The sequence below is a fragment of the Allobosea thiooxidans genome (assembly GCF_900168195.1).
GTDB classification, from domain to species: domain Bacteria; phylum Pseudomonadota; class Alphaproteobacteria; order Rhizobiales; family Beijerinckiaceae; genus Allobosea; species Allobosea thiooxidans.
The window spans coordinates 411,947-430,074 of the sequence record NZ_FUYX01000004.1 but is presented as its reverse complement, the minus strand read 5'-3'; the positions used below and the strand labels follow the sequence as shown (position 1 = coordinate 430,074).

Below are 18,128 nucleotides of genomic sequence, written 5' to 3'. Positions count from 1 at the left end.
TGTTTCGGCTGACGACCCTCAGCCCTCCTCCTGAGCAGCCTTCCGGCGGCTCCTCGGGAGGGGGGCTGGTTTGTCTACTCGCGAAAGGACCTCGCCATGACCCCCGCCGCCATCGGCATCGACTTCGGCACCACCAACAGCGTCGTCGCGCTGGCGGGGGCGGACGGCTCGGTCATGACGCGCTCCTTCGCCACGCAGCAGGGCGCGGTCGACGCCTATCGCTCGGCGCTGATGTTCTGGCGCGAAGGGCGCCCGCCCGAGACCCGCATCACCCATGTCAGCGGGCCCGATGCGCTCGACATGGCGCTCGGCATGACGACCGAGCACCGCTTCCTGCAGTCGCTCAAGACGCATCTCTCCAGCCGCGCCTTCCAGGAGACGCGGCTCTTCGGCAAGCTCTTCCGGCTGGAGGACCTGATCGGCGTCTTCCTCTCGGATCTCTCGACTGACCTCTCCGGCCACGACACGCTGCCGCTCGTCTCCGGCCGCCCGGTCGTCTTCGCCGGCGACCGGCCGGACGAGGAGCTCGCGGTCGGCCGCCTGAAGGCCTCCTATGGCAAGGCCGGGATGGAACAGGTCGATTTCGCCTACGAGCCGCTTGGCGCCGCCTATTGGTATGCGCGCGAGCTGAAGGAGCCGCGGACCATGCTGGTCGCCGATTTCGGCGGCGGCACCAGCGACTTCTCGGTGATGCGCTTCGAGCCCGGCGCGCAGGGCAGGCTGGAGGCGATCCCGCTCTCCCATGCCGGCGTCGGTGTCGCCGGCGACACCTTCGACTACCGCATCATCGAGCATGCCGTCTCGCCGGCGCTCGGCAAGGGCACCGAGTACCGCTCCTTCGGCAAGCTCCTGCCGGTGCCGGCGCATTATCACGCCGCCTTCGCGCAATGGCACAAGCTCTCGCTGATGAAGAGCCGCGAGACCATGGCCGAGCTCAACGCGCTGATCCGCGAGGCGGTCGAGCCCGCCAAGCTCGAGGATCTGCTGACGGTGATCGAATACGATCTCGGCTACGAGCTCTACCGTGCGGTTTCCGCCGCCAAGGTCGCGCTGTCCGACAGCGACAGCACCATGCTGAGCTTCAGCCAGATGGGCGTGACCATCGAGAAATCGATCCGCCGGGCCGATTTCGAGCGCTGGATCGCCGAGGATGTCGGCGCTATCGAGGCGGCCCTCGACCGGGCGCTGGCCGAGGCCGGGCTCGGCGGCGAGCGCATCGAGGCGGTTTTCATGACCGGCGGAACCTCCTATGTCCCGGCGGTGCGCAGCCTGTTCGACCGCCGCTTCGGGGCCGGGAAAGTTCATATCGGCGATGCCTTCCGCTCGGTCGCGAGCGGCCTTGCGCTGCTCGCGCTCGATCGGGCGCGCGCCTCCGTCGCGGCCTGAAAGCGGTCCTTCCGTCTTGCCCGCCGGGCATGGCGGGTCTACATCACGGACCCGCAGACGCCGGCGCGCTTCCGTTCGCCCGGAATGGGCCGAGCGGAAGAGTTCGCGCCAAATCAAGAAGTTGAGCATGTTCCGCTTGCCAAGCCGGTTTCCGCTCTCGCGGGACGCGCTCTAGGAGGCCCCGATGTCGTCCGATGCCGACCTGCTCGCAGATCGTCGCAGCCTGCGGCGCAAGCTGACGCTCTGGCGCGTTCTCGCCGTCCTCGGCGTGGTCGCGGCGGCGATCGTCGGCGGCCTCGCCTGGAAGGGCGACAGCCCCAGCGCCAGCCTGTCGCGCTCGCACATCGCCCGCGTCACGATTTCTGGGTTCATCTCCGGTGACCGGCGCACCCTCGATCTGATCAAGTCGGTTGGCGAGAGCAGCGCCGTCTCCGCGGTGGTGCTGCGGGTCGACAGTCCCGGCGGCACCACCTCGGGGTCGGAGGCGCTGCACAGCGCCTTGCGCGATCTCGCCGGCAAGAAGCCGATGGTGGCCGTGGTCGACGGGGTCGCCGCCTCGGGGGGGTACATCGCCGCCATGGGCGCGGATCGGATCGTCGCCCGGCAGACCTCGTTGGTCGGCTCGATCGGCGTGCTCTTCCAGTTCCCGAACGTGTCCCATCTGCTGGACACGGTCGGCGTCAAGGTCGAGGCCATCAAGTCGAGCCCACTCAAGGCCGCGCCCAGCGGCTTCGAGCCGACCTCGCCGGAGGCGCGCGAGGCGCTCCAGCGCGTCGTCGACGACAACTATGCCTGGTTCAAGCAGATGGTGCGCGACCGCCGCCATCTCGGCGATGGCGAGGTCGCCTCGGTTTCGGACGGGCGCGTCCATTCCGGCCGCCAGGCGCTCGCACTGAAGCTCGTCGACCAGATAGGCGGCGAGCCCGAAGCCATCGCCTGGCTGGAGCGGGAGAAGGGCATCGCCAAGGAACTCACGGTGCGTGACTGGCGTCGGCGCAGCGAAACCTCATCCTTCGGCCTGTGGAGCTTCGCCGAAGCGATGGCGCGGGCTGCGGGGCTCGAAGCTCTGGCCACGACCATCGCGCGTGCGGCGGATCAGCCGGTCGGCTTGCGGCTTGACGCGCCCTTGGCGCTCTGGCAGCCTGCCCTCACTGAAAAATGATGTTGATACAAATGGTTATACTCCGGCGATGATTAAGTCCGAACTCGTTCAGCGGATCGCTGATCAGAACACCCACCTCTACCAGCGCGACATCGAGAACATCGTCTCGGCCATTCTGGACGAGATCGTGAAGGCCCTCGAGCGTGGCGACAGGGTGGAGCTGCGCGGCTTCGGCGCCTTCTCGCGCAAGGCCCGCTCGGCCCGCATCGGCCGCAACCCCCGCACGGGCGACGCGGTGGAGGTCGAGGAGAAATTCGTGCCTGTCTTCAAGACGGGCAAGGAGCTGCGGCTGCGCCTCAACGGCAAGGCTTGAGCCGAGAGCCGGCCCTATTGCCGGCACGGAGAACGCGATGAAGGCCTTTCTCAAGGCGTTGGTGCTGGTTCCGATCGCGTTGCTGATCGTGCTGTTTTCGGTTGCGAACCGCGCGCCGGTGCGGGTCTCGCTCGACCCCTTCAGCCGTGACCTGCCGACGCTGTCCTATGAGCTGCCGCTGTTCGCCGTGGTGCTGGCGGCGATTGCTATCGGCGTCCTCATCGGCGGACTGGCCTCCTGGCTGGCCCAGGGCAAGCACCGCAAGGCCGCGCGCCGCAATCGCCGCGAGGTCGAAACCCTGCGCTCGGAGACGCAGGCCCTGCGCTCCGCCGTTCCCGATTCCGCCCTGCCGGCCCTGACCAGCGGACGTCATTGATGCGCCTTTTCGACGTGGCCGAGATCGACGCGGCCCTGAGCTATCCAGCCCTGATCGACATTCTCGACGACGCCTTCCGCAGCGAGGTCATCGCACCCAAGCGCGGCCAGTACGCGATCGAGCGGCCGGGCGAGGAGAGCGCGATCCTGCTGACCATGCCGGCCTGGAGCGGGTCGGATGTCGCCAATCCCTATATCGGCACCAAGATCGTCTCGGTCTTCTTCGGCAACGGCAAGCGCAACCTGCCGGGTGTGATGGGCGCCTACCTGCTGATGGACGGCGAGACCGGCAAGCCGCTCGCCGTGATGGACGGCAACCGCCTGACGACCTGGCGCACGGCCGCCGCCTCCGCGCTCGCCTCCCGCTACATGTCCAACCCGGAAGCCAGCCGCATGCTGATGGTCGGCGCCGGCGCGCTTGCGCCCTTCATCATCAAGGCGCATCGCTCGGTCCGGCCGCTGACCGAGATCGCGATCTGGGCGCGCCGGCCGGAGGCGGCTGAAGCCGTCGTCGCCGAGCTGGCGAAGGACGGCATCGAAGCCCGCGCCACGACCGATCTCGAGGGCGAGGCCCGCACGGCCGACATCATCTCCTGCGCCACCAATGCGACCGAGCCGCTGATCCACGGCCACTGGCTGAAGCGCGAGGCCCATCTCGACCTGATCGGCGGTTTCACCATGCAGATGCGCGAGGCCGATGCCGATGCGCTGCACCGCGCCCGCGTCATCGTCGATTCCAGCAAGGCGATCGACGAAGGCGGCGACGTCGCAGTCGCGATCGCGGAAGGCAGCTACAGCGCCGACAAGGTCGCCGGCACGCTCGCCGATCTCTGCCATGGGCGGATCTCGGGTCCGGTCGAAGGCGGCGGCATCACGCTGTTCAAGTCGGTCGGCGTGGCGCTGGAGGATCTGGCCGCGGCCGTCGCCGTCTGGGACAACCGGTAGCCCCGGTGCGTTCCCGGCCGCAGGCGCAAGGCAGTCCCATGGCCGTATCGATCGAGCTGACGGACGAGGAGCGCGGCTATGCCGCACAGGCCGCAGCCATGAAGCCGGGGTTCCTGCCGACGCTGCTGAGCTATCTGCCCTATCTCGCGCCGGTGATTCTGTTCGGCGGCTACGGTCTCGCGATCGGCGATCTGACGGCGGTTGCGCTCGCCTTCATTTGCCTGCTCGCGCTGAATCTCTGGTGGATTCACGCTCAGAGCCGGCCCACGGCGCTGTTTCGGGCGATCTGCCACAAGCTCGTCGCTGCGGGCGGGCGGAGCGGGGCCGCGGAGTAGCAGCCGGCAGGGCGGTTTCGCCTCAGGCGACCGGAGCGCCGCCGATGGCGCCGAGCAGCCACAGGATCAGCACCACGACGAGAACGAAGCCGAGCACCCCGCCGAGCCCGGCGGGGCCGTAGGAACGGTGCCCGTAATAGCCGCCGCCGAACAGCAGCACGACGAGGATGACGATCAGAAGCGTGGACATGGACGTCTCCCGTGAAATGGGCGCCCATTCGGGCGCGGTCGAGCGGGAAACGCCGGTTCCGAAGCCTCTGTTCCGCGGCGCGGCCGCGGTCACTCGACCTTGAGCCAGGCGACAAGCCGTGCCGGCATATCGGTCGTTCTCTCTCGACTCCGGCATTGCCGAGCTGCCTTGCCGGCAGGCTGCCGTCGAGGCCTGCGGCTTGTCCAGCCGCTCGCGCTTGACCGCGGGCGGGCCAGGCGACGATCCTTCGGCCCATGCTCACTCATCCGCGAATCGCCATTCTTGCCGCCTGCCTGGCCGTTTCCGTGCCAGGAGCCGGCCTCGCCCAATCGACGGCCGATCAGGAGGCGAAGACGCGCGCCAACAACATCGCGGCCTATCCGGATGCGGCCCGCTCGCTCTTCGGCCAGAAGACGACGCCGGCCAGCATGCAGGCGCGGGCCATCGGCTCCTATGCCCGCGGCTGCCTCGCCGGCGCCGAGGCGCTGCCGATCGACGGGCCGAGCTGGCAGGTGATGCGGCTCAACCGCAACCGCAACTGGGGCCATCCGGTCCTGATCGACTATCTGGAGAAGCTCGCCCGCGACGTGCCGCGCATCACCGGCTGGCCGGGCCTTCTCGTCGGCGACATGTCGCAGCCGCGCGGCGGCCCGATGGTCACCGGCCATGCCTCGCACCAGATCGGGCTCGATGCCGATGTCTGGCTGACGCCGATGCCGAAGGGCCGGCTCGATCGCGAGGAGCGCGAGAACATGCCGGCGGTCAATATGGCCCGCTCCGACTGGCGCGACGTCGATCCGCGCAACTGGACCCCGGCCCATACGCGCCTGATCAAGGCCGTCGCGGCCGAGCCGCGCGTCGAGCGCATCTTCGTCAATCCGGCGCTCAAGGTGGCGCTCTGCCGCGAGGCGGGCGCGGACAAGAGCTGGCTGGAGAAGGTGCGGCCGATTTGGGGCCACAACTATCACTTCCACATCCGCATGGCCTGCCCGGCCGGCATGGCGAGCTGCCAGGGCCAGGAGCCGCCGAATTTCGGCGATGGCTGCGGGACGGAACTCAGCGGCTGGGTCGAGCGCCAGTACCAGGCGATCTTCCACCCGCCGAAGCCCAGGCCGGGGCCGAAGCCCAAGCCCAAGCCGCCGATGTCGCTGGACGCCCTGCCGCCGGAGTGCCGACAGGTGCTCGTCTCGCGCTGAGGCGGGCTGAGCATCGGACCGGAAATCGGAAAGTCCGATGCTGGCCAAGGGCTGGATCGCCATTTTGCGTCCGGTGGGACGCATGGCGATCTAGCGCCGCGGCGGCGCGCGCCCCGAGCTGTAGGCGAAGGGGTCGTGCTGCGGGTTGATCTGCGGTTGGGCCTGGTCATAGCCCTCCTGGTCGACCACGCCGGTTCCGCCCTCGTCGCCGAGGATATCCTCCTCCGTCGGCGCCACGGCTCCCTGCAGCGATAGCGGGCCGCCGGCCTCGCTCGGCAGCGGCTGCGGCTGGTAGGCACGCTGCGCGCCCTGCTGCTGCGGGCGATAGCCCGGCTGCTCCAGATAGCGGCGCTGCGCGTCGAGGCCCTGGCTTTGGCCCTGGGCGTAGCTGGCGACCGGATAGCCGCCCTGCACCGCGCCCGGCGGGCGCAGGCCGTCGCTCGGCTGCCGGAGCAGCCCGCCGCCTGCGACCATCGTGTCGGCCGGCGGCGCGGAGCCGCGCGGCAGCGCCCGGGCCGATGAGTACGTCCGGGCCGGATCCGGTGGCGGCAGGTTGTAGTTCGGCGTGTACTTGATGACCGGCTTGCAGATGTGCCGGCCCTTGGCGTGCCGGGCCAGGTCGATATGGAAATGGTCGTAATGCATCGGATCGGCGCCCGGGCCGAGCACGGTCGAGAAGTGCTCGCAGGCGCCGACGAAGACCTCGCGCAGGAAGTTCTGCTCCTCCGGCGAGCCGCGCCAGCCGTCCTTCACGGTGACGACGCGGTTGTCGTTCAGGCGGAAGGAGAAGACGTCGACGGCGTTGCCGAAGGCATGCTCCGAAGTGCGCCGCGTCCCCGTGCCGTTGTTCATCGCGCGGCAGGAATAGGAGCCGGCGCGGAGCTCGATGACCTGTGCGCCGAGGATGTTCATCGCCGCCGGCTGTACCACCTCCGCCAGCCATTTGTCCGTGGTCGCGACCACGGGGCAGGAGAGGGTGGCGGCGCTGGTCAGGCCGATGCCGCCATTCGAGAAGGCCGAGACCTTGAGCGGCTGCTGCATGCCGCAGGTGCCCGGCCCGTCAATCGCCTTGCCGCGCAGGCTGACATAGGCGGACAGCTGGACCTGCCGGGAGGCCATGCAGGCGGCCTCCGCCTGGTCGCGCCAGGCGGCGCGCTGGGGCTTCTGGAACTTGCCGCAACCCGCCAGGCCGGCTGCGCCGACGAGGCCGAGTGCGATGAGGGCGAGTTTTGCGCGTCGCATGACCATTCAAATGCGAAGCGCTTGGTGAACGCTTTCTCAACCGACTGCGCCTCGGCCGCCACAGCCGGATTAACTTTGGCGGGGTGGTGAATCGGCACTTAATGCCCTTCGGTCCGGCGTTAATCGGCAGCCCTTCGAGGGGCGGCGGCCCACCGTTCCGGCATTCCCAAGAACAGCGCCGATGCGCGCTCCGGAAAGATGGCGCCGCTGTGGCGGCCAAAGGTCGAGCCGAGGCCGCGACAATTTGACGGAAGAAGTATCCCCAAATCTAATCAATGGGTTAAGCAAGTTTTAAGGATGATCTAGCCTCCGCCCGGCCGGTGCCACGATGCTGCCCCCTTGCGGCCTCCCTCAGTTCTGGGTAGCTTCCGCGACAGGTCAATGACACAGGAGGGTGTGATGAGTGTCACGCTACGTCTCGACCGATTGATCATGGGTGCGGCCTTCGTGTTCATGATGGCGATCGTTCTGGGAGCGTTCTGACGGGGGTCAGTCTCGAAGTCGCTAGGACCACAAGAGCCATAGAAGCAACGCCGCCGGGAAGCTCCCGGCGGCGTTTCTCTTTGGTGGCCTCGCTCCGGAAAGCGTCTCAGCTTTCGGGGCAGTCGGTCTCGGAAATCTGCCAGGACATCATGTTGACGACCCGGCCGCAGGTGGCGAGCCGCCGGCCCTGCGTGGTGCGGATGCAGGACATCGAGCCCTCCGCGATCTTTCGGCCGTCATTCCAGCAGAAGCAGAGCGGCTCCGGCGCCTGGGCGAGGCGGGGCGGATCCAGCGCGACGGCGGGCTCGCCGGCTGCGGCGGCTTCGCTGATCAGCAGCAAAACGGCCAGCGCGAGCAACCAGCTCAACGCCCTGTGTCGGTGAGGCCTCGGTCCGGATCCGGTCATGGCGCTCTCCCACCGCCTTCGCATGGCGAGATGGCTTCGAAGTTTACCACGCGCACCCGATCGCGACGAATAATTATGCATTGATTTGAAATAGTAAGGGATTTCAGTCTGTTAGCCGGATGGCGTCTTGCGCGGCCCGCGATCGCTCTCCATATTGCGTGCCGGTTGGGCCCGTTGGGGGCTCCGGGAGGAACAATGTCTCTGATTTCGCTCGCCCGTCGTGGACGCGCCGTCGCCCTGGTTGTCGGGGCCCTGATGCTCGTGCCGCTGGTGGCCGAAGCCCGTCCGGGCGGTGGCCGCAGCTCGGGCAGCCGCGGCTCGTTCACCAACAGCGCGCCGCCGTCCACGAACACGACGCCGGGCGGCGCCCAGACCTTCCAGCGCTCGGCTCCCTCGCCGTCGCCGTCCATGGCCGGTCCTTCGGCCGGTGCGGCTGCGGCGCAGGCCGCCCGGCCGTCCTTCGCCCGCAACATGATGATGGGTATCGGCGCAGGTCTGCTCGGTGCGGGCCTGTTCGGCATGCTGTCCGGCTCAGGCTTCTTCGGCGGCCTGGCTTCGCTCGCCGGCGTTCTCGGCTTCCTGCTCCAGCTCGCGCTGATCGCCGGCATCGTGATGCTGGCCATCCGCTTCTTCCGCCGCCGCTCCGAGCCGCAGCTCGCCGGCGCCGGCGCGCCCTATGCCCGCCAGGGCCATGACGCGCCGCAGCCGGCCGCGGCCCGCATGGGCGGCTTCGGCGGTGGCGCCGCGGCCGCGGCCGTGCAGCCCCAGCCGATCGAGCTCGCCGGCGAGGACTTCAACAGCTTCGAGCGCCTGCTCGGGGAGATCAACACCGCCTATTCGAACGAGGACGAGGCCGGCCTGCGCCAGCGCACCACCTCCGAGATGTTCGGCTATTTCGACGAGGATCTGTCGGAGAACGCCCGCCGCGGCGTCGCCGACCGCGTCTCCGACGTCAAGCTGCTGCAGGGCGACCTGTCCCAGGCCTGGCGCGAGGGTGATGCCGACTACGCCACCGTCGCGATGCGCTTCAGCCTGATCAACGCGCTTTACGACCGCAAGAGCGGCCAGGTCGTCGACGGCAATCCGACGCAGGCCCAGGAGGTCAAGGAATACTGGACCTTCCTGCGCGAGCGCGGCGGCCCCTGGAAGCTCTCGGGTATCCAGCAGGCGGCTTGAGCCTCGTCATCGCGAGAAATCGGAACGGCCGGGGCAACCCGGCCGTTTTGCATTGCGCGGGTTTCGGGTGTGCCGCTGGCGGAAATCGCCCTATTGCGCTACTGGCCAGCGACATCTGTTGTCGCAGCAGGGTGAATCCGGAGTCCGCCTTCCATGAGTGACATGCGTCTCGTCGTCGTCGGTGCCGCCGGGCGGATGGGCCGGATGCTGATCCGCGCGATCGACCAGGCCGAAGGCTGCCGGCTGGTTGCGGCCGTCGAGCGGCCGGGCGCTGCCTCCATCGGCGAGGATGCCGGGCTGCTGGCGGGCCTGCCGCCGCTTGGCGTCGCGATGACGGACGATGCACCCGCCGCTTTCGCTGCGGCCGACGGTGTCCTCGATTTCACCGCACCGGACGCGACGGTCGCCTTCGCCGATCTCGCCGCGCAGGCGCGCATCCTGCACGTCGTGGGCACGACCGGACTGGAGCCCGCCCATCTCGCCCGGCTGGCCGCGGCCGCGACACATACCCCGATTATTCGCTCCGGCAATATGAGTCTCGGCGTCAATCTGCTGGCGGCGCTGGTGCGCAAGGTCGCCGCGACGCTCGGCACCGACTGGGACATCGAGATCGTCGAGATGCATCACCGGATGAAGGTCGATGCGCCCTCCGGCACGGCCGTCCTCCTCGGCGAGGCGGCGGCGGAAGGCCGCGCGGTCGATCTGGCGCAGCAGCGCGTCGCCGGCCGCGACGGCATCACCGGCGCGCGTGCGCCGGGCATGATCGGCTTCGCGGCGCTGCGCGGTGGCACCGTGGTCGGCGACCACAAGGTCATCTTCGCCGGCGCCGGCGAGCGGCTCGAGCTCGCCCATGTCGCCGAGGATCGCAGCCTTTTCGCGCAGGGCGCCGTCAAGGCCGCGCTCTGGGGCAGGGGGCGTGCGCCGGGACTGTATTCGATGGCCGACGTGCTCGGCCTCGACACGCTCTGACCATGACCCGGATCGCCGTCGCACCGGGCGTCGTCCACTGGCCGGGCCGGCTCGCGCCGGCAGAGCAGGCGGCGCTGCTGGCGGAGCTTCGCGCCGTCGCTCGCAAGGCGCCGTTCTTCCAGCCGCGCATGCCGAAGACGGGCAAGCCCTTCTCGGTTCGGATGACCAATTGCGGGCCGCTCGGCTGGGTTTCCGACGAACGGGGCTATCGCTATCAGCCGCTGCATCCGGAGACCGGCGAACCCTGGCCGCTGATGCCGGCGCCGCTGCTCGCCCTCTGGGAAGAGCTCGCGGGCTACCCGCATCCGCCCGAGGCCTGCCTGGTCAATTTCTACGCGGCCGGCGCGAAGATGGGCCTGCATCAGGATCGTGACGAGCAGGAATTCGATGCGCCGGTCCTGTCGGTCTCGCTGGGCGACGCCGCCCTTTTCCGCATCGGTGGCACCGAGCGGGGCGGCAAGACGGTCTCGCTGAAGCTCGCCTCCGGCGACGTGCTGCTCTTCGGCGGAGAGGCGCGGCTGGCCTATCACGGCATCGACCGCATTCTGGCCGGCTCCTCGACCTTGCTGCCGGAAGGCGGGCGGATCAATCTGACGCTCAGGCGGGTGACGAAGCCGGCTGGCTAGTGCCCGGTTCGACGGCGCCGCGACCTGGTCGCGCATGCTCTATTGCGGCGGCTGCCCGGGCAGCTTCGGAAACGACCAGCCGAACAGGAGTGAGCCGGCCCTTAGCCCGAAAGCCGCCGCCGAGCCGCCCAGCACCACGACGAGTCCCGGCAGGCCGAGTCCGACGAGCAGGGCCGTCATCGCCGCTCCGGCCGCGGCGGCGGTGACGTAGAAGTCGCGGCTCCACAGCACCATCGGCCGGTCCCCGGCCAGGACGTCGCGCAGGATGCCGCCGAAGGTCGCGGTCATCGCGCCCAGTGCGACGGCGGAATGCACCGGCACGCCGGCATCGAGGCCTCTGAGTGTGCCGATGACGGCAAACAGCGAAAGCCCCGCCGCATCGGCCCAGAGCAGCAGCTTGCGGCCGCTCCAACCTTCCAGGAGGCCCGGCCTGAGATAGGCCAGCGCCCATGAATTGAGCGCGATCGCCGTGCAGATAATCACATCGGTCGGGGCCTGCACCCAGAACACGGGGCGGTCGAGCAGCAGATCGCGCAGCGTTCCCCCGCCCACGCCCGTGATCGTCGCCAGCAGGATGAAGCCGAACGGGTCCATCCCCTTGCGGGCCGCGACGATGGCGCCGGTCAACGCGAAGATGGCGACGCCGGCGGCTTCGAACACGGGGTCAGTGCTTGGCGGAATCGTCGGCTGGCGGCTCGGCCGCCTTCGGCGCGCCGGCCGAGACGCCGACCAGTGCGGGGCGCAGGACGCGCTCGCCGATCTTGTAGCCGACCTGAACGACCTTCGAAACCAGGCCCTTGGCGATCCCGGCATCCGGCGCCTCGAACATCGCCTGGTGCAGGTTCGGGTCGAATTTCTCGCCCTGCGGGTCGATACGGCGCACGCCATGGCGCTCCAGCGTCTTGAGCAGCTCGCGCTCGGTCAGCTCGACGCCCTCGTAGAGCGCCGTCGTGGCCGCGTCGGCGGTCTTGCGGGCCGCTTCGGGCATGCTCTCGAGCGCGCGCCGCAGATTGTCCGAGGAGCCGAGCATGTCGCGGGCGAAGCTCGTCACGGAATAGGCCTTGGCGTCGGCGATCTCGCGCTCGGTGCGCCGGCGCAGATTCTCCATCTCGGCGAGCGTCCGCAGCAGCTTGTCCTTGAGGTCGTCGCGTTCGGCCTGGAGCTTGACGATCTGCGCCTCGGGGCCGGTCTCCGTGGCGGCAGCCTGCTCGGGCGCGTCGGCTGAGGCTTCGAGGTTGGGGTCTTCCGTCGCAGGGTTCTGCGTCATCGCGTCTTCCAATTCCCTTCGCTGGAGCTGGCACCGATCCGATTGAAGCACCGGAACGGCGAATCCGTCTCCCAAGTTCCAATAGAACATGGTCCGGTCGGCCTGGATCGCAAGCGGATCGGATCATGCTCTGGCTGGCCGTGCCGCCCTTCGCCGGGAGTCTTGCCGGTCAGGTGCCGGGCACAGCCGCGTTCGTGCCGGATATCGGGCTTATGGCGGCTTAAATCAAGCGCGCGCCGGCAGCTTGGACTTTGCCGTTGCGGCTTTCTCCCCCTCGATGCTGAAGACCTCGAGCAGGGCCTTGCGGATGTTGAGCTGCCGCCCGGTCGAGACGATCTTCGCGTGGGTCAGGTCGGTGACGTAGAACACGTCGACCGCCTTCTCGCCGAAGGTCGCGATATGGGCCGAGGCGATGTTGAGGTTGAGCTTTCCGATCGCGGTGGTCAGGTCGTAGAGCAGGCCCGGCCGGTCGAGGCCGGACACCTCCAGCACCGTGTGGCGCGCCGAGAGCACGTTGTCGATGATGACCTCGGGCTGCACCTGGAAGGTCTGGCCGCGCGGTGGCGGCGCCCGGCGCTGCGCCACCAGATCGGCGATCTTGATCTCGCCCTTCAGCGCCCGCTCGATGGCCGCGGCGATCCGCTCGGCCCGGCGCAGTTCGTCGTCGTCGCGGTCGAAGGCGCGCGAGACCGAGATGGTGTCGAGCACCAGCCCGTCGCTGGTCGTGAAGATCTGGGCGTCGACGATGTTGCCGCCGGCCGCCGCACAGGCGCCGGTGACGATGGCGAGCAGGCGCGGATGGTCGGGCGCCAGCACGGTGAGCTCGGTCACGCCGCGGAACTGGTCGGTCTCGACGATGGTCGCGGTGGTGCGCCCCGCCTGCTCGGCCTCGCGCAGGAAACGCGCATGCTTCTCCTGCTGCTCCGGGTCGACCTTGATCCAGTAGGCCGGGTAGTGGCGCGCGATATAGGCCTCCCGATCCGCGCTGCTCCAGTCCGCCAGGCGTTCGCGCAGCGCTTCCTGCTTGGCCTGGACGCGCACCTTGCGCTCGACGGCCGAATGGCCGCCGGTCAATACGAGCTCGGTCTCGTAATAGAGCGTGCGCAGCAATTGCCCCTTCCAGCCGTTCCAGACGCCGGGGCCGACCGCCTTGATGTCCGCCACGGTGAGGACCAGCAGGAGCTTGAGCCGCTCCAGCGTCTGCACGGTGGCTGCGAAGCTCTCGATCGTCTTGGGGTCGCCGAGGTCGCGGCTCTGCGCCACGGTCGACATGTCCAAATGGTGTTCGACCAGCCAGGCCACCGTTTCGGTCTGTGCAGTGGTCAGGCCGAAGCGCGGACCGAGCTTGCGGGCGATGCGCGCGCCGGCGAGCGAATGGTCCTCCGGCCGTCCCTTGGCGATGTCGTGCAGGAAGAGCGCGACATAGAGCGCGCGCCGGTTGGCGATGCTCGGCATGATCTCGTTGGCCAGCGGATGTTCCGCCTCGAGCGCGCCGGCATCGATCTCGGCCAGCACGCCGATCGCCCGGATCAGATGCTCGTCCACCGTGTAGTGGTGGTACATGTTGAACTGCATCATCGCGACGACCCGGCCGAAATCCGGGATGAAGCGGCCGAGCAGGCCGGATTCGTTCATGCGCCGCAGCACGATCTCCGGCGAACGCCTGGCGGTGAGGATCTCGAGGAAGATGCGGTTGGCCTCTGGGTCGTTGCGCAGGCCCGGCGTGACCAGGCGGAGCGATTGCGTGACGAGCCTGCTCGCATCCGGATGGATGGCGAGATCCTCGCGGCTGGCGATCTCGTAGAGCCTGAGCAGGTTGACCGGATCGCGCTCGAAGGCGCTGTCGTCGACGACGTCGAGCCGCTGGCTCGTCAGCTTGAAATCGCGATGGCCCAGCGAGCGCTCGCGCTTGCGCTTGGTGAAGGAGCCGAGCAGTCGCGAGAGCGTCGCGCGCGGCTTCTGCTGGCGCGCTTCCAGCGCCGCGCAGACGATCGCGGTGAGGTCCCCGACATCCTTGGCGATGAGGAAATAGGCCTTCATGAAGCGCTCGACCGGCGCCTGGCCGCTGCGGCCGGCATAACCGATCGCGGCCGCCACCTGGCGCTGCAGGTCGAAGGAGAGCCGCTCCTCGGCGCGCCCAGTGATGAAATGCAGCCAGCAGCGCACGCGCCAGAGGAATTCCTCCGAGCGCTGGAACATCTGCAGCTCATCCTTGTCGAAGAGCCCGGCCGCGACCAGCTCCCGCACATCCTGGACGCGGTAGGCGTATTTGGCGATCCAGAACAGCGTGTTGAGGTCGCGCAGGCCGCCCTTGCCGTCCTTGACGTTGGGCTCGACCAGATAGCGCGAGGCGCCGGCCCGCTGCACCCGCGTCTCGCGCTCGGCGAGCTTTGCCTCGGTGAAGGCGGCGGCCGTGCCCTCCACGACCTCGGCATCGAAGCGGCGCGTCATCTCCTCGAACAGGGAGCGGTCGCCGGCCAGGAAGCGCGCCTCCAGCAGGGCGGTCCGGATCGTCATGTCGGCGCGGGCTTCCCGCACGCAATCGTCGATCGAGCGCACCGAATGGCCGGTCTTCAGCTTCAGGTCCCAGAGCGGGTAGAGCAGGGATTCGACGACGCTCTCGCCCCAGGCGGTCTGCTTGTGCGGGAAGAGGAAGAGCAGATCGACGTCGGAGCCGGGCGCCAGCGTGCCGCGGCCATAGCCGCCGACGGCGACGACCGCGATCCGTTCCGACTGCGACGGGTTGTCGGCAGGGTAGAAATGAGCTGTCGCCGCCTTGTGCAGCCCGATCACGACGGCATCCATCACCGCCGAGAGCCGATGGGCGCAGGCGAGCCCACCCCGCGGACCCGCCAGGATCGCCCGGGCCGAAGCATGGCCGTCGTCGAGCAGCTGCCGGAGCGCAGCGACGAGAAGCTGGCGCTTCTCGGCCTTGTCGCGCCGTCGCGCGGCCTCGAACAGATGTGCGATCCCCGCTTCGGGGTTCAGCAGCATGTCGGCCAGCGGCAGCTTCGGCGGGGCGGGGGATGCTGTCACGAGGTCTCGTTCCGGTGGCGGCAGGTGTTGTCCTAGCACGCAAGCCGTCGAGACAGGACATTAAATTATACATTCTAAGAATGGTAATTAGACAAATACCGTTCTTGTACGTATTGTTTGACATACAGAACGGTCGGACCTAAAAGACGGATACGCGCCGATTTGAGCCACCAGCTTGCGGGCGCGAAACAAGTGCAGCTAAAGCGTGGGGCCAAGGACGACCTCCGTCCCGATCCCTCGCATCTTCGAGAGGGACCGCCCGATGATCGACTTTACCCGCCGCTTCGCCCTTGCCGCTGTCGCCGCCGCGGTCTTCGCCGCGCCCGCTTTCGCGCAGGCGCCGAAGGAAATCCGGCTCGATTACGCGACCTACAACCCGGTCAGCCTCGTGCTGAAGGAACGCGGCATCCTCGAGAAGGTGCTCGAGGCCGACGGCATCAAGGTGCGCTGGGTCCTGTCCGCCGGATCGAACAAGGCGCTCGAATTCCTCAATGCCGGTTCGATCGATTTCGGCTCGACCGCCGGCGCCGCCGCCCTGATCGGCAAGATCAACGGCAATCCGATCAAGTCGATCTATGTCTATTCGCGGCCGGAATGGACGGCGCTCGTCACCGGCGCCAAGAGCGAGATCACCAAGGTTGCGGATCTCAAGGGCAAGCGTGTCGCCGTCACGCGCGGCACCGATCCGCACATCTTCCTCGTGCGCGCCCTCGCCGATGCCAAGCTGACCGAGAAGGAGGTCAAGCTCGTCCTGCTCCAGCACGCCGATGGCCGGCTCGCGCTCGAGCGTGGCGATGTCGACGCCTGGGCGGGCCTCGACCCGATGATGGCGGCGGCCGAGGTGGAGAGCGGCGCCAGGCTGTTCTACCGCAAGCCCGAGGACAACACCTGGGGCATCCTCAATGTCCGCGAGGCTTTCGCCAAGGAAAACCCGGCGCTAGTCCGCAAGGTGATCGCCGCCTATGAGGCGGCGCGGGCCCATGCCCTCGCCAACCCGGCCGAGGTGAAGAAGGTGCTCGTCGAATACACCAAGCTCTCCGAGCCGGTGATCGAGCGCCAGCTCACCCGCACCGAACTCACCCATTCCGCCATCGGCCAGGCGCAGATCGACGGCATCACCGCTGCCGGGCTTGCGCTGAAGGAGGCGGGCGTGCTGCCGGCCACGACCGACGTGAAGGCTGCGGTGGATTCGCTGATCGACCGCGGCTTCGTCGCGACCAACTGACGGCGGTGGCGCGGGATGAGCGTGCTGGAGGCTGAAGCCGCGCCGGATGAGAGGGAAGGGCGGTCTGCCGTTCCCCGGCCCGGCTATGGCCTCGCCGCCGCGGGCTTCGCGCTGCCGGTCGCCCTCGCCATCTTCTGGGAATGGCTCGTCGCCGCCGGCATCGCCAATGGCCGGCTGATGCCGCCGCCGAGCGTCGTTGGCCGCACGCTCTGGGATCTGGCCGCCTCCGGCGAACTCCTGGCCCATGCGGGCGCAACGCTCTGGCGGGTGGCGGCGGGCTTCGGCCTCGGCGCGCTGGCCGGCACGGTGCTCGGCGCCGTCACGGGCGCCCTGCCGATCGCCCGCAGCCTGCTCGATCCGACGCTGCAGGCGCTCCGGGCGATTCCCTCCATCGCCTGGGTGCCGCTCTTCATCCTCTGGCTCGGCATCTTCGAGGCCTCCAAGGTCGCGTTGATCGCGGTCGGCGTCTTCTTCCCGGTCTATCTCGGCGTCGCCGCCGCGATCCAGGGCATCGACCGCAAGATCGTCGAGGTCGGCCGCGTCTTCCGCCTGTCGCGCCTCGCCATGGCCCGGCGCGTGCTGTTGCCGGCGATCCTGCCGAGCTGGATCACGGCGCTACGCTCGGGCCTGGGCCTCGGCTTCATGTTCGTCGTCGCCGCCGAGATCATGGGAGCGAGCGAGGGGCTGGGTTACCTGCTCGTGGACGGACAGCAGCTCGGCCGCCCCGACACCATCATCGCGGCCATCATCAGCTTCGCCGTGCTCGGCAAGCTGGCGGACGGGCTGCTCGTCGCCATCACGCGGCCCTTCCTCGCCTGGCAGGATACGGCGCGCGACAAGCTCTGAAGGCCTTTGCTCTTCAAGTCCTCATCCTGAGGAGCCGCGTAGCGGCGTCTCGAAGGATGTTCCAGGAGGTTCCGGTGACAGCTGGAGCATCCTTCGAGACGCGGGCCTTCGGCTCGTTCCTCAGGATGAGGGCTCGCTTGAACGGATTCGAAGGTTCGCCCGATGCTGAGTTTCGACCGGCTTACCAAGACCTATGCCGACGGCACGCGCGCCCTGTCGTCGATCACGCTGGATGTCGGGCGGGGCGAGATCGTCGCCCTGCTCGGCGGCTCCGGCTGCGGCAAGACCACCCTGTTGCGCCTCGTCGCCGGGCTCGACCGGCCGAGCGACGGCGCGATCCGCCTCGGCGGCGAGGCGATCGCCGAGCCGCGCGCCGATGTCGGCGTCATCTTCCAGGAGCCGCGGCTCTTCCCCTGGCTCGGCGTCGCCGAGAATGTCGGCTTCGGGCTCTCGCATCTCTCCGCCTTCGAGCGTGAGGGGCTGGTGACCAATGCGCTGGCCCGCGTCGGCCTCGCCGGGCACCAGAAGCGCTGGCCGCGCGAGCTCTCCGGCGGCCAGCAGCAGCGCGTCGCCATCGCCCGCGCCCTCGTCACAAGGCCGAAGCTTCTGCTGATGGACGAGCCCTTCTCGGCGCTCGATGCCACCACGCGCGCGAGCCTGCACGACCATCTGCTGGCGCTCTGGCAGGAGAGCCGCCCCACCGTCGTCATGGTCACGCACGACGTCGAGGAGGCGGTGGCGCTCGCCGACCGCATTTTGGTGATGCAGCCCAAGCCCGGCCGGATCTTCGACGAGCTCGACAATCCGCTCGCTCGCCCGCGCGACCGGCTTTCGCCGGCCTTCGAGGCGGCCAAGCGCGAGGCCCTGCGCGCGCTCGACAGGTCGTTGCGTCACGAGGCCCCGCATCAGGAGAAGGCGGCCGAGACCGCCGGCATGTGGTGGTGAGCGTC

19 protein-coding genes are annotated in these 18,128 nt (G+C 68.7%); 13 read left to right on the top strand and 6 right to left on the bottom strand.

Annotated features, from left to right (window positions below; translation table 11 throughout):
• Positions 1-96 precede the first annotated feature (96 nt).
• The 6 genes from B5Y19_RS10245 to B5Y19_RS10220 all read left to right on the top strand — a co-directional run bounded on the left by B5Y19_RS10245 (position 97) and on the right by B5Y19_RS10220 (position 4,516).
• Complete coding sequence (locus B5Y19_RS10245; protein ID WP_079591417.1) at positions 97-1,386, top strand: Hsp70 family protein; 1,290 nt, start codon at positions 97-99, stop codon at positions 1,384-1,386.
• 184 nt (positions 1,387-1,570) lie between these two features.
• Positions 1,571-2,548: a signal peptide peptidase SppA gene (gene sppA, locus B5Y19_RS10240; RefSeq protein WP_055729818.1), complete on the top strand. Its 978-nt coding sequence runs from the start codon at positions 1,571-1,573 to the stop codon at positions 2,546-2,548.
• Positions 2,549-2,576: 28 nt separating this feature from the next.
• Positions 2,577-2,861, top strand: a complete 285-nt coding sequence (ihfB, locus tag B5Y19_RS10235) for an integration host factor subunit beta (protein ID WP_055729817.1) — start codon at positions 2,577-2,579, stop codon at positions 2,859-2,861.
• 37 nt (positions 2,862-2,898) lie between these two features.
• Positions 2,899-3,237, top strand: coding sequence for a LapA family protein (locus tag B5Y19_RS10230; protein WP_055729816.1), 339 nt, complete (start codon positions 2,899-2,901; stop codon positions 3,235-3,237).
• Positions 3,237-4,181 (top strand): bifunctional Delta(1)-pyrroline-2-carboxylate/Delta(1)-piperideine-2-carboxylate reductase, encoded by a 945-nt coding sequence (gene lhpI, locus B5Y19_RS10225; protein WP_055729815.1) that lies wholly within the window; start codon positions 3,237-3,239, stop codon positions 4,179-4,181. Before B5Y19_RS10230 ends, lhpI begins: the two co-directional genes overlap by 1 nt.
• 38 nt (positions 4,182-4,219) lie before the next feature.
• The gene (locus B5Y19_RS10220; protein ID WP_055729814.1) at positions 4,220-4,516 is read left to right on the top strand and encodes a hypothetical protein; all 297 of its coding nucleotides are present in this window, start codon (positions 4,220-4,222) and stop codon (positions 4,514-4,516) included.
• A gap of 22 nt (positions 4,517-4,538) precedes the next feature.
• On the opposite strand, the gene B5Y19_RS10215 is transcribed toward B5Y19_RS10220, so the two are convergent.
• Positions 4,539-4,706, bottom strand: a complete 168-nt coding sequence (locus tag B5Y19_RS10215; protein ID WP_079591416.1) for a DUF3309 family protein — start codon at positions 4,704-4,706, stop codon at positions 4,539-4,541.
• A 254-nt stretch (positions 4,707-4,960) separates the two neighbouring features.
• On the opposite strand from B5Y19_RS10215, the gene mepA reads away from it, so the two are divergent.
• Positions 4,961-5,902 (top strand): penicillin-insensitive murein endopeptidase, encoded by a 942-nt coding sequence (gene mepA, locus B5Y19_RS10210; RefSeq protein WP_079591415.1) that lies wholly within the window; start codon positions 4,961-4,963, stop codon positions 5,900-5,902.
• 90 nt (positions 5,903-5,992) lie between these two features.
• Here the strand turns inward: mepA and B5Y19_RS26325 are convergent, their stop codons facing one another.
• Both B5Y19_RS26325 and B5Y19_RS10200 read right to left on the bottom strand, forming a co-directional pair.
• Positions 5,993-7,144 carry an extensin-like domain-containing protein gene (locus B5Y19_RS26325; protein WP_079591443.1) on the bottom strand — a complete coding sequence of 384 codons (1,152 nt, stop codon included), beginning with the start codon at positions 7,142-7,144 and terminating at the stop codon, positions 5,993-5,995.
• 589 nt (positions 7,145-7,733) lie between these two features.
• Positions 7,734-7,994, bottom strand: coding sequence for a hypothetical protein (locus tag B5Y19_RS10200; RefSeq protein ID WP_055729811.1), 261 nt, complete (start codon positions 7,992-7,994; stop codon positions 7,734-7,736).
• Positions 7,995-8,228: 234 nt separating this feature from the next.
• Between B5Y19_RS10200 and B5Y19_RS10195 the strand changes: the two genes are divergently transcribed.
• The 3 genes from B5Y19_RS10195 to B5Y19_RS10185 all read left to right on the top strand — a co-directional run bounded on the left by B5Y19_RS10195 (position 8,229) and on the right by B5Y19_RS10185 (position 10,804).
• Entirely contained in the window at positions 8,229-9,209 is a 981-nt protein-coding gene (locus B5Y19_RS10195) for a Tim44 domain-containing protein (RefSeq protein WP_079591414.1), read from the top strand.
• A 162-nt stretch (positions 9,210-9,371) separates the two neighbouring features.
• A complete protein-coding gene (gene dapB, locus B5Y19_RS10190) occupies positions 9,372-10,178 on the top strand; it encodes a 4-hydroxy-tetrahydrodipicolinate reductase (protein WP_055730747.1) in 807 nt (268 codons plus the stop codon).
• A 2-nt stretch (positions 10,179-10,180) separates the two neighbouring features.
• Complete coding sequence (locus tag B5Y19_RS10185; RefSeq protein WP_055730748.1) at positions 10,181-10,804, top strand: alpha-ketoglutarate-dependent dioxygenase AlkB family protein; 624 nt, start codon at positions 10,181-10,183, stop codon at positions 10,802-10,804.
• Between the two features lie 39 nt (positions 10,805-10,843).
• On the opposite strand, the gene B5Y19_RS10180 is transcribed toward B5Y19_RS10185, so the two are convergent.
• From B5Y19_RS10180 to B5Y19_RS10170, 3 genes are all read right to left on the bottom strand, one after another.
• Positions 10,844-11,464 (bottom strand): trimeric intracellular cation channel family protein, encoded by a 621-nt coding sequence (locus tag B5Y19_RS10180; protein ID WP_244555548.1) that lies wholly within the window; start codon positions 11,462-11,464, stop codon positions 10,844-10,846.
• Positions 11,465-11,468: 4 nt separating this feature from the next.
• A complete protein-coding gene (gene grpE / locus B5Y19_RS10175) occupies positions 11,469-12,071 on the bottom strand; it encodes a nucleotide exchange factor GrpE (protein WP_055730749.1) in 603 nt (200 codons plus the stop codon).
• A gap of 225 nt (positions 12,072-12,296) precedes the next feature.
• Positions 12,297-15,065: a [protein-PII] uridylyltransferase gene (locus tag B5Y19_RS10170; protein ID WP_079591442.1), complete on the bottom strand. Its 2,769-nt coding sequence runs from the start codon at positions 15,063-15,065 to the stop codon at positions 12,297-12,299.
• Between the two features lie 304 nt (positions 15,066-15,369).
• On the opposite strand from B5Y19_RS10170, the gene B5Y19_RS10165 reads away from it, so the two are divergent.
• From B5Y19_RS10165 to B5Y19_RS10155, 3 genes are all read left to right on the top strand, one after another.
• A complete protein-coding gene (locus B5Y19_RS10165) occupies positions 15,370-16,332 on the top strand; it encodes an aliphatic sulfonate ABC transporter substrate-binding protein (protein WP_055730750.1) in 963 nt (320 codons plus the stop codon).
• Positions 16,333-16,347: 15 nt separating this feature from the next.
• On the top strand, positions 16,348-17,178 hold the full coding sequence (locus tag B5Y19_RS10160; protein ID WP_055730751.1) for an ABC transporter permease: 831 nt from the start codon (positions 16,348-16,350) through the stop codon (positions 17,176-17,178).
• Between the two features lie 162 nt (positions 17,179-17,340).
• Complete coding sequence (locus B5Y19_RS10155) at positions 17,341-18,123, top strand: ABC transporter ATP-binding protein (RefSeq protein WP_055730752.1); 783 nt, start codon at positions 17,341-17,343, stop codon at positions 18,121-18,123.
• The last annotated feature ends 5 nt before the right edge of the window (positions 18,124-18,128 follow it).

What these genes read in the sequence shown, in the direction of transcription:
- B5Y19_RS10245 (WP_079591417.1), top strand. Translation starts at nt 97, where the DNA reads ATGACCCCCGCCGCCATCGGCATCGACTTCGGCACCACCAACAGCGTC.
- sppA (WP_055729818.1), top strand. Translation starts at nt 1,571, where the DNA reads ATGTCGTCCGATGCCGACCTGCTCGCAGATCGTCGCAGCCTGCGGCGC.
- ihfB (WP_055729817.1), top strand. Translation starts at nt 2,577, where the DNA reads ATGATTAAGTCCGAACTCGTTCAGCGGATCGCTGATCAGAACACCCAC.
- B5Y19_RS10230 (WP_055729816.1), top strand. Translation starts at nt 2,899, where the DNA reads ATGAAGGCCTTTCTCAAGGCGTTGGTGCTGGTTCCGATCGCGTTGCTG.
- lhpI (WP_055729815.1), top strand. Translation starts at nt 3,237, where the DNA reads ATGCGCCTTTTCGACGTGGCCGAGATCGACGCGGCCCTGAGCTATCCA.
- B5Y19_RS10220 (WP_055729814.1), top strand. Translation starts at nt 4,220, where the DNA reads ATGGCCGTATCGATCGAGCTGACGGACGAGGAGCGCGGCTATGCCGCA.
- B5Y19_RS10215 (WP_079591416.1), bottom strand. Translation starts at nt 4,706, where the DNA reads ATGTCCACGCTTCTGATCGTCATCCTCGTCGTGCTGCTGTTCGGCGGC.
- mepA (WP_079591415.1), top strand. Translation starts at nt 4,961, where the DNA reads ATGCTCACTCATCCGCGAATCGCCATTCTTGCCGCCTGCCTGGCCGTT.
- B5Y19_RS26325 (WP_079591443.1), bottom strand. Translation starts at nt 7,144, where the DNA reads ATGCGACGCGCAAAACTCGCCCTCATCGCACTCGGCCTCGTCGGCGCA.
- B5Y19_RS10195 (WP_079591414.1), top strand. Translation starts at nt 8,229, where the DNA reads ATGTCTCTGATTTCGCTCGCCCGTCGTGGACGCGCCGTCGCCCTGGTT.
- dapB (WP_055730747.1), top strand. Translation starts at nt 9,372, where the DNA reads ATGCGTCTCGTCGTCGTCGGTGCCGCCGGGCGGATGGGCCGGATGCTG.
- B5Y19_RS10185 (WP_055730748.1), top strand. Translation starts at nt 10,181, where the DNA reads ATGACCCGGATCGCCGTCGCACCGGGCGTCGTCCACTGGCCGGGCCGG.
- grpE (WP_055730749.1), bottom strand. Translation starts at nt 12,071, where the DNA reads ATGACGCAGAACCCTGCGACGGAAGACCCCAACCTCGAAGCCTCAGCC.
- B5Y19_RS10170 (WP_079591442.1), bottom strand. Translation starts at nt 15,065, where the DNA reads ATGCTGCTGAACCCCGAAGCGGGGATCGCACATCTGTTCGAGGCCGCG.
- B5Y19_RS10165 (WP_055730750.1), top strand. Translation starts at nt 15,370, where the DNA reads ATGATCGACTTTACCCGCCGCTTCGCCCTTGCCGCTGTCGCCGCCGCG.
- B5Y19_RS10160 (WP_055730751.1), top strand. Translation starts at nt 16,348, where the DNA reads ATGAGCGTGCTGGAGGCTGAAGCCGCGCCGGATGAGAGGGAAGGGCGG.
- B5Y19_RS10155 (WP_055730752.1), top strand. Translation starts at nt 17,341, where the DNA reads ATGCTGAGTTTCGACCGGCTTACCAAGACCTATGCCGACGGCACGCGC.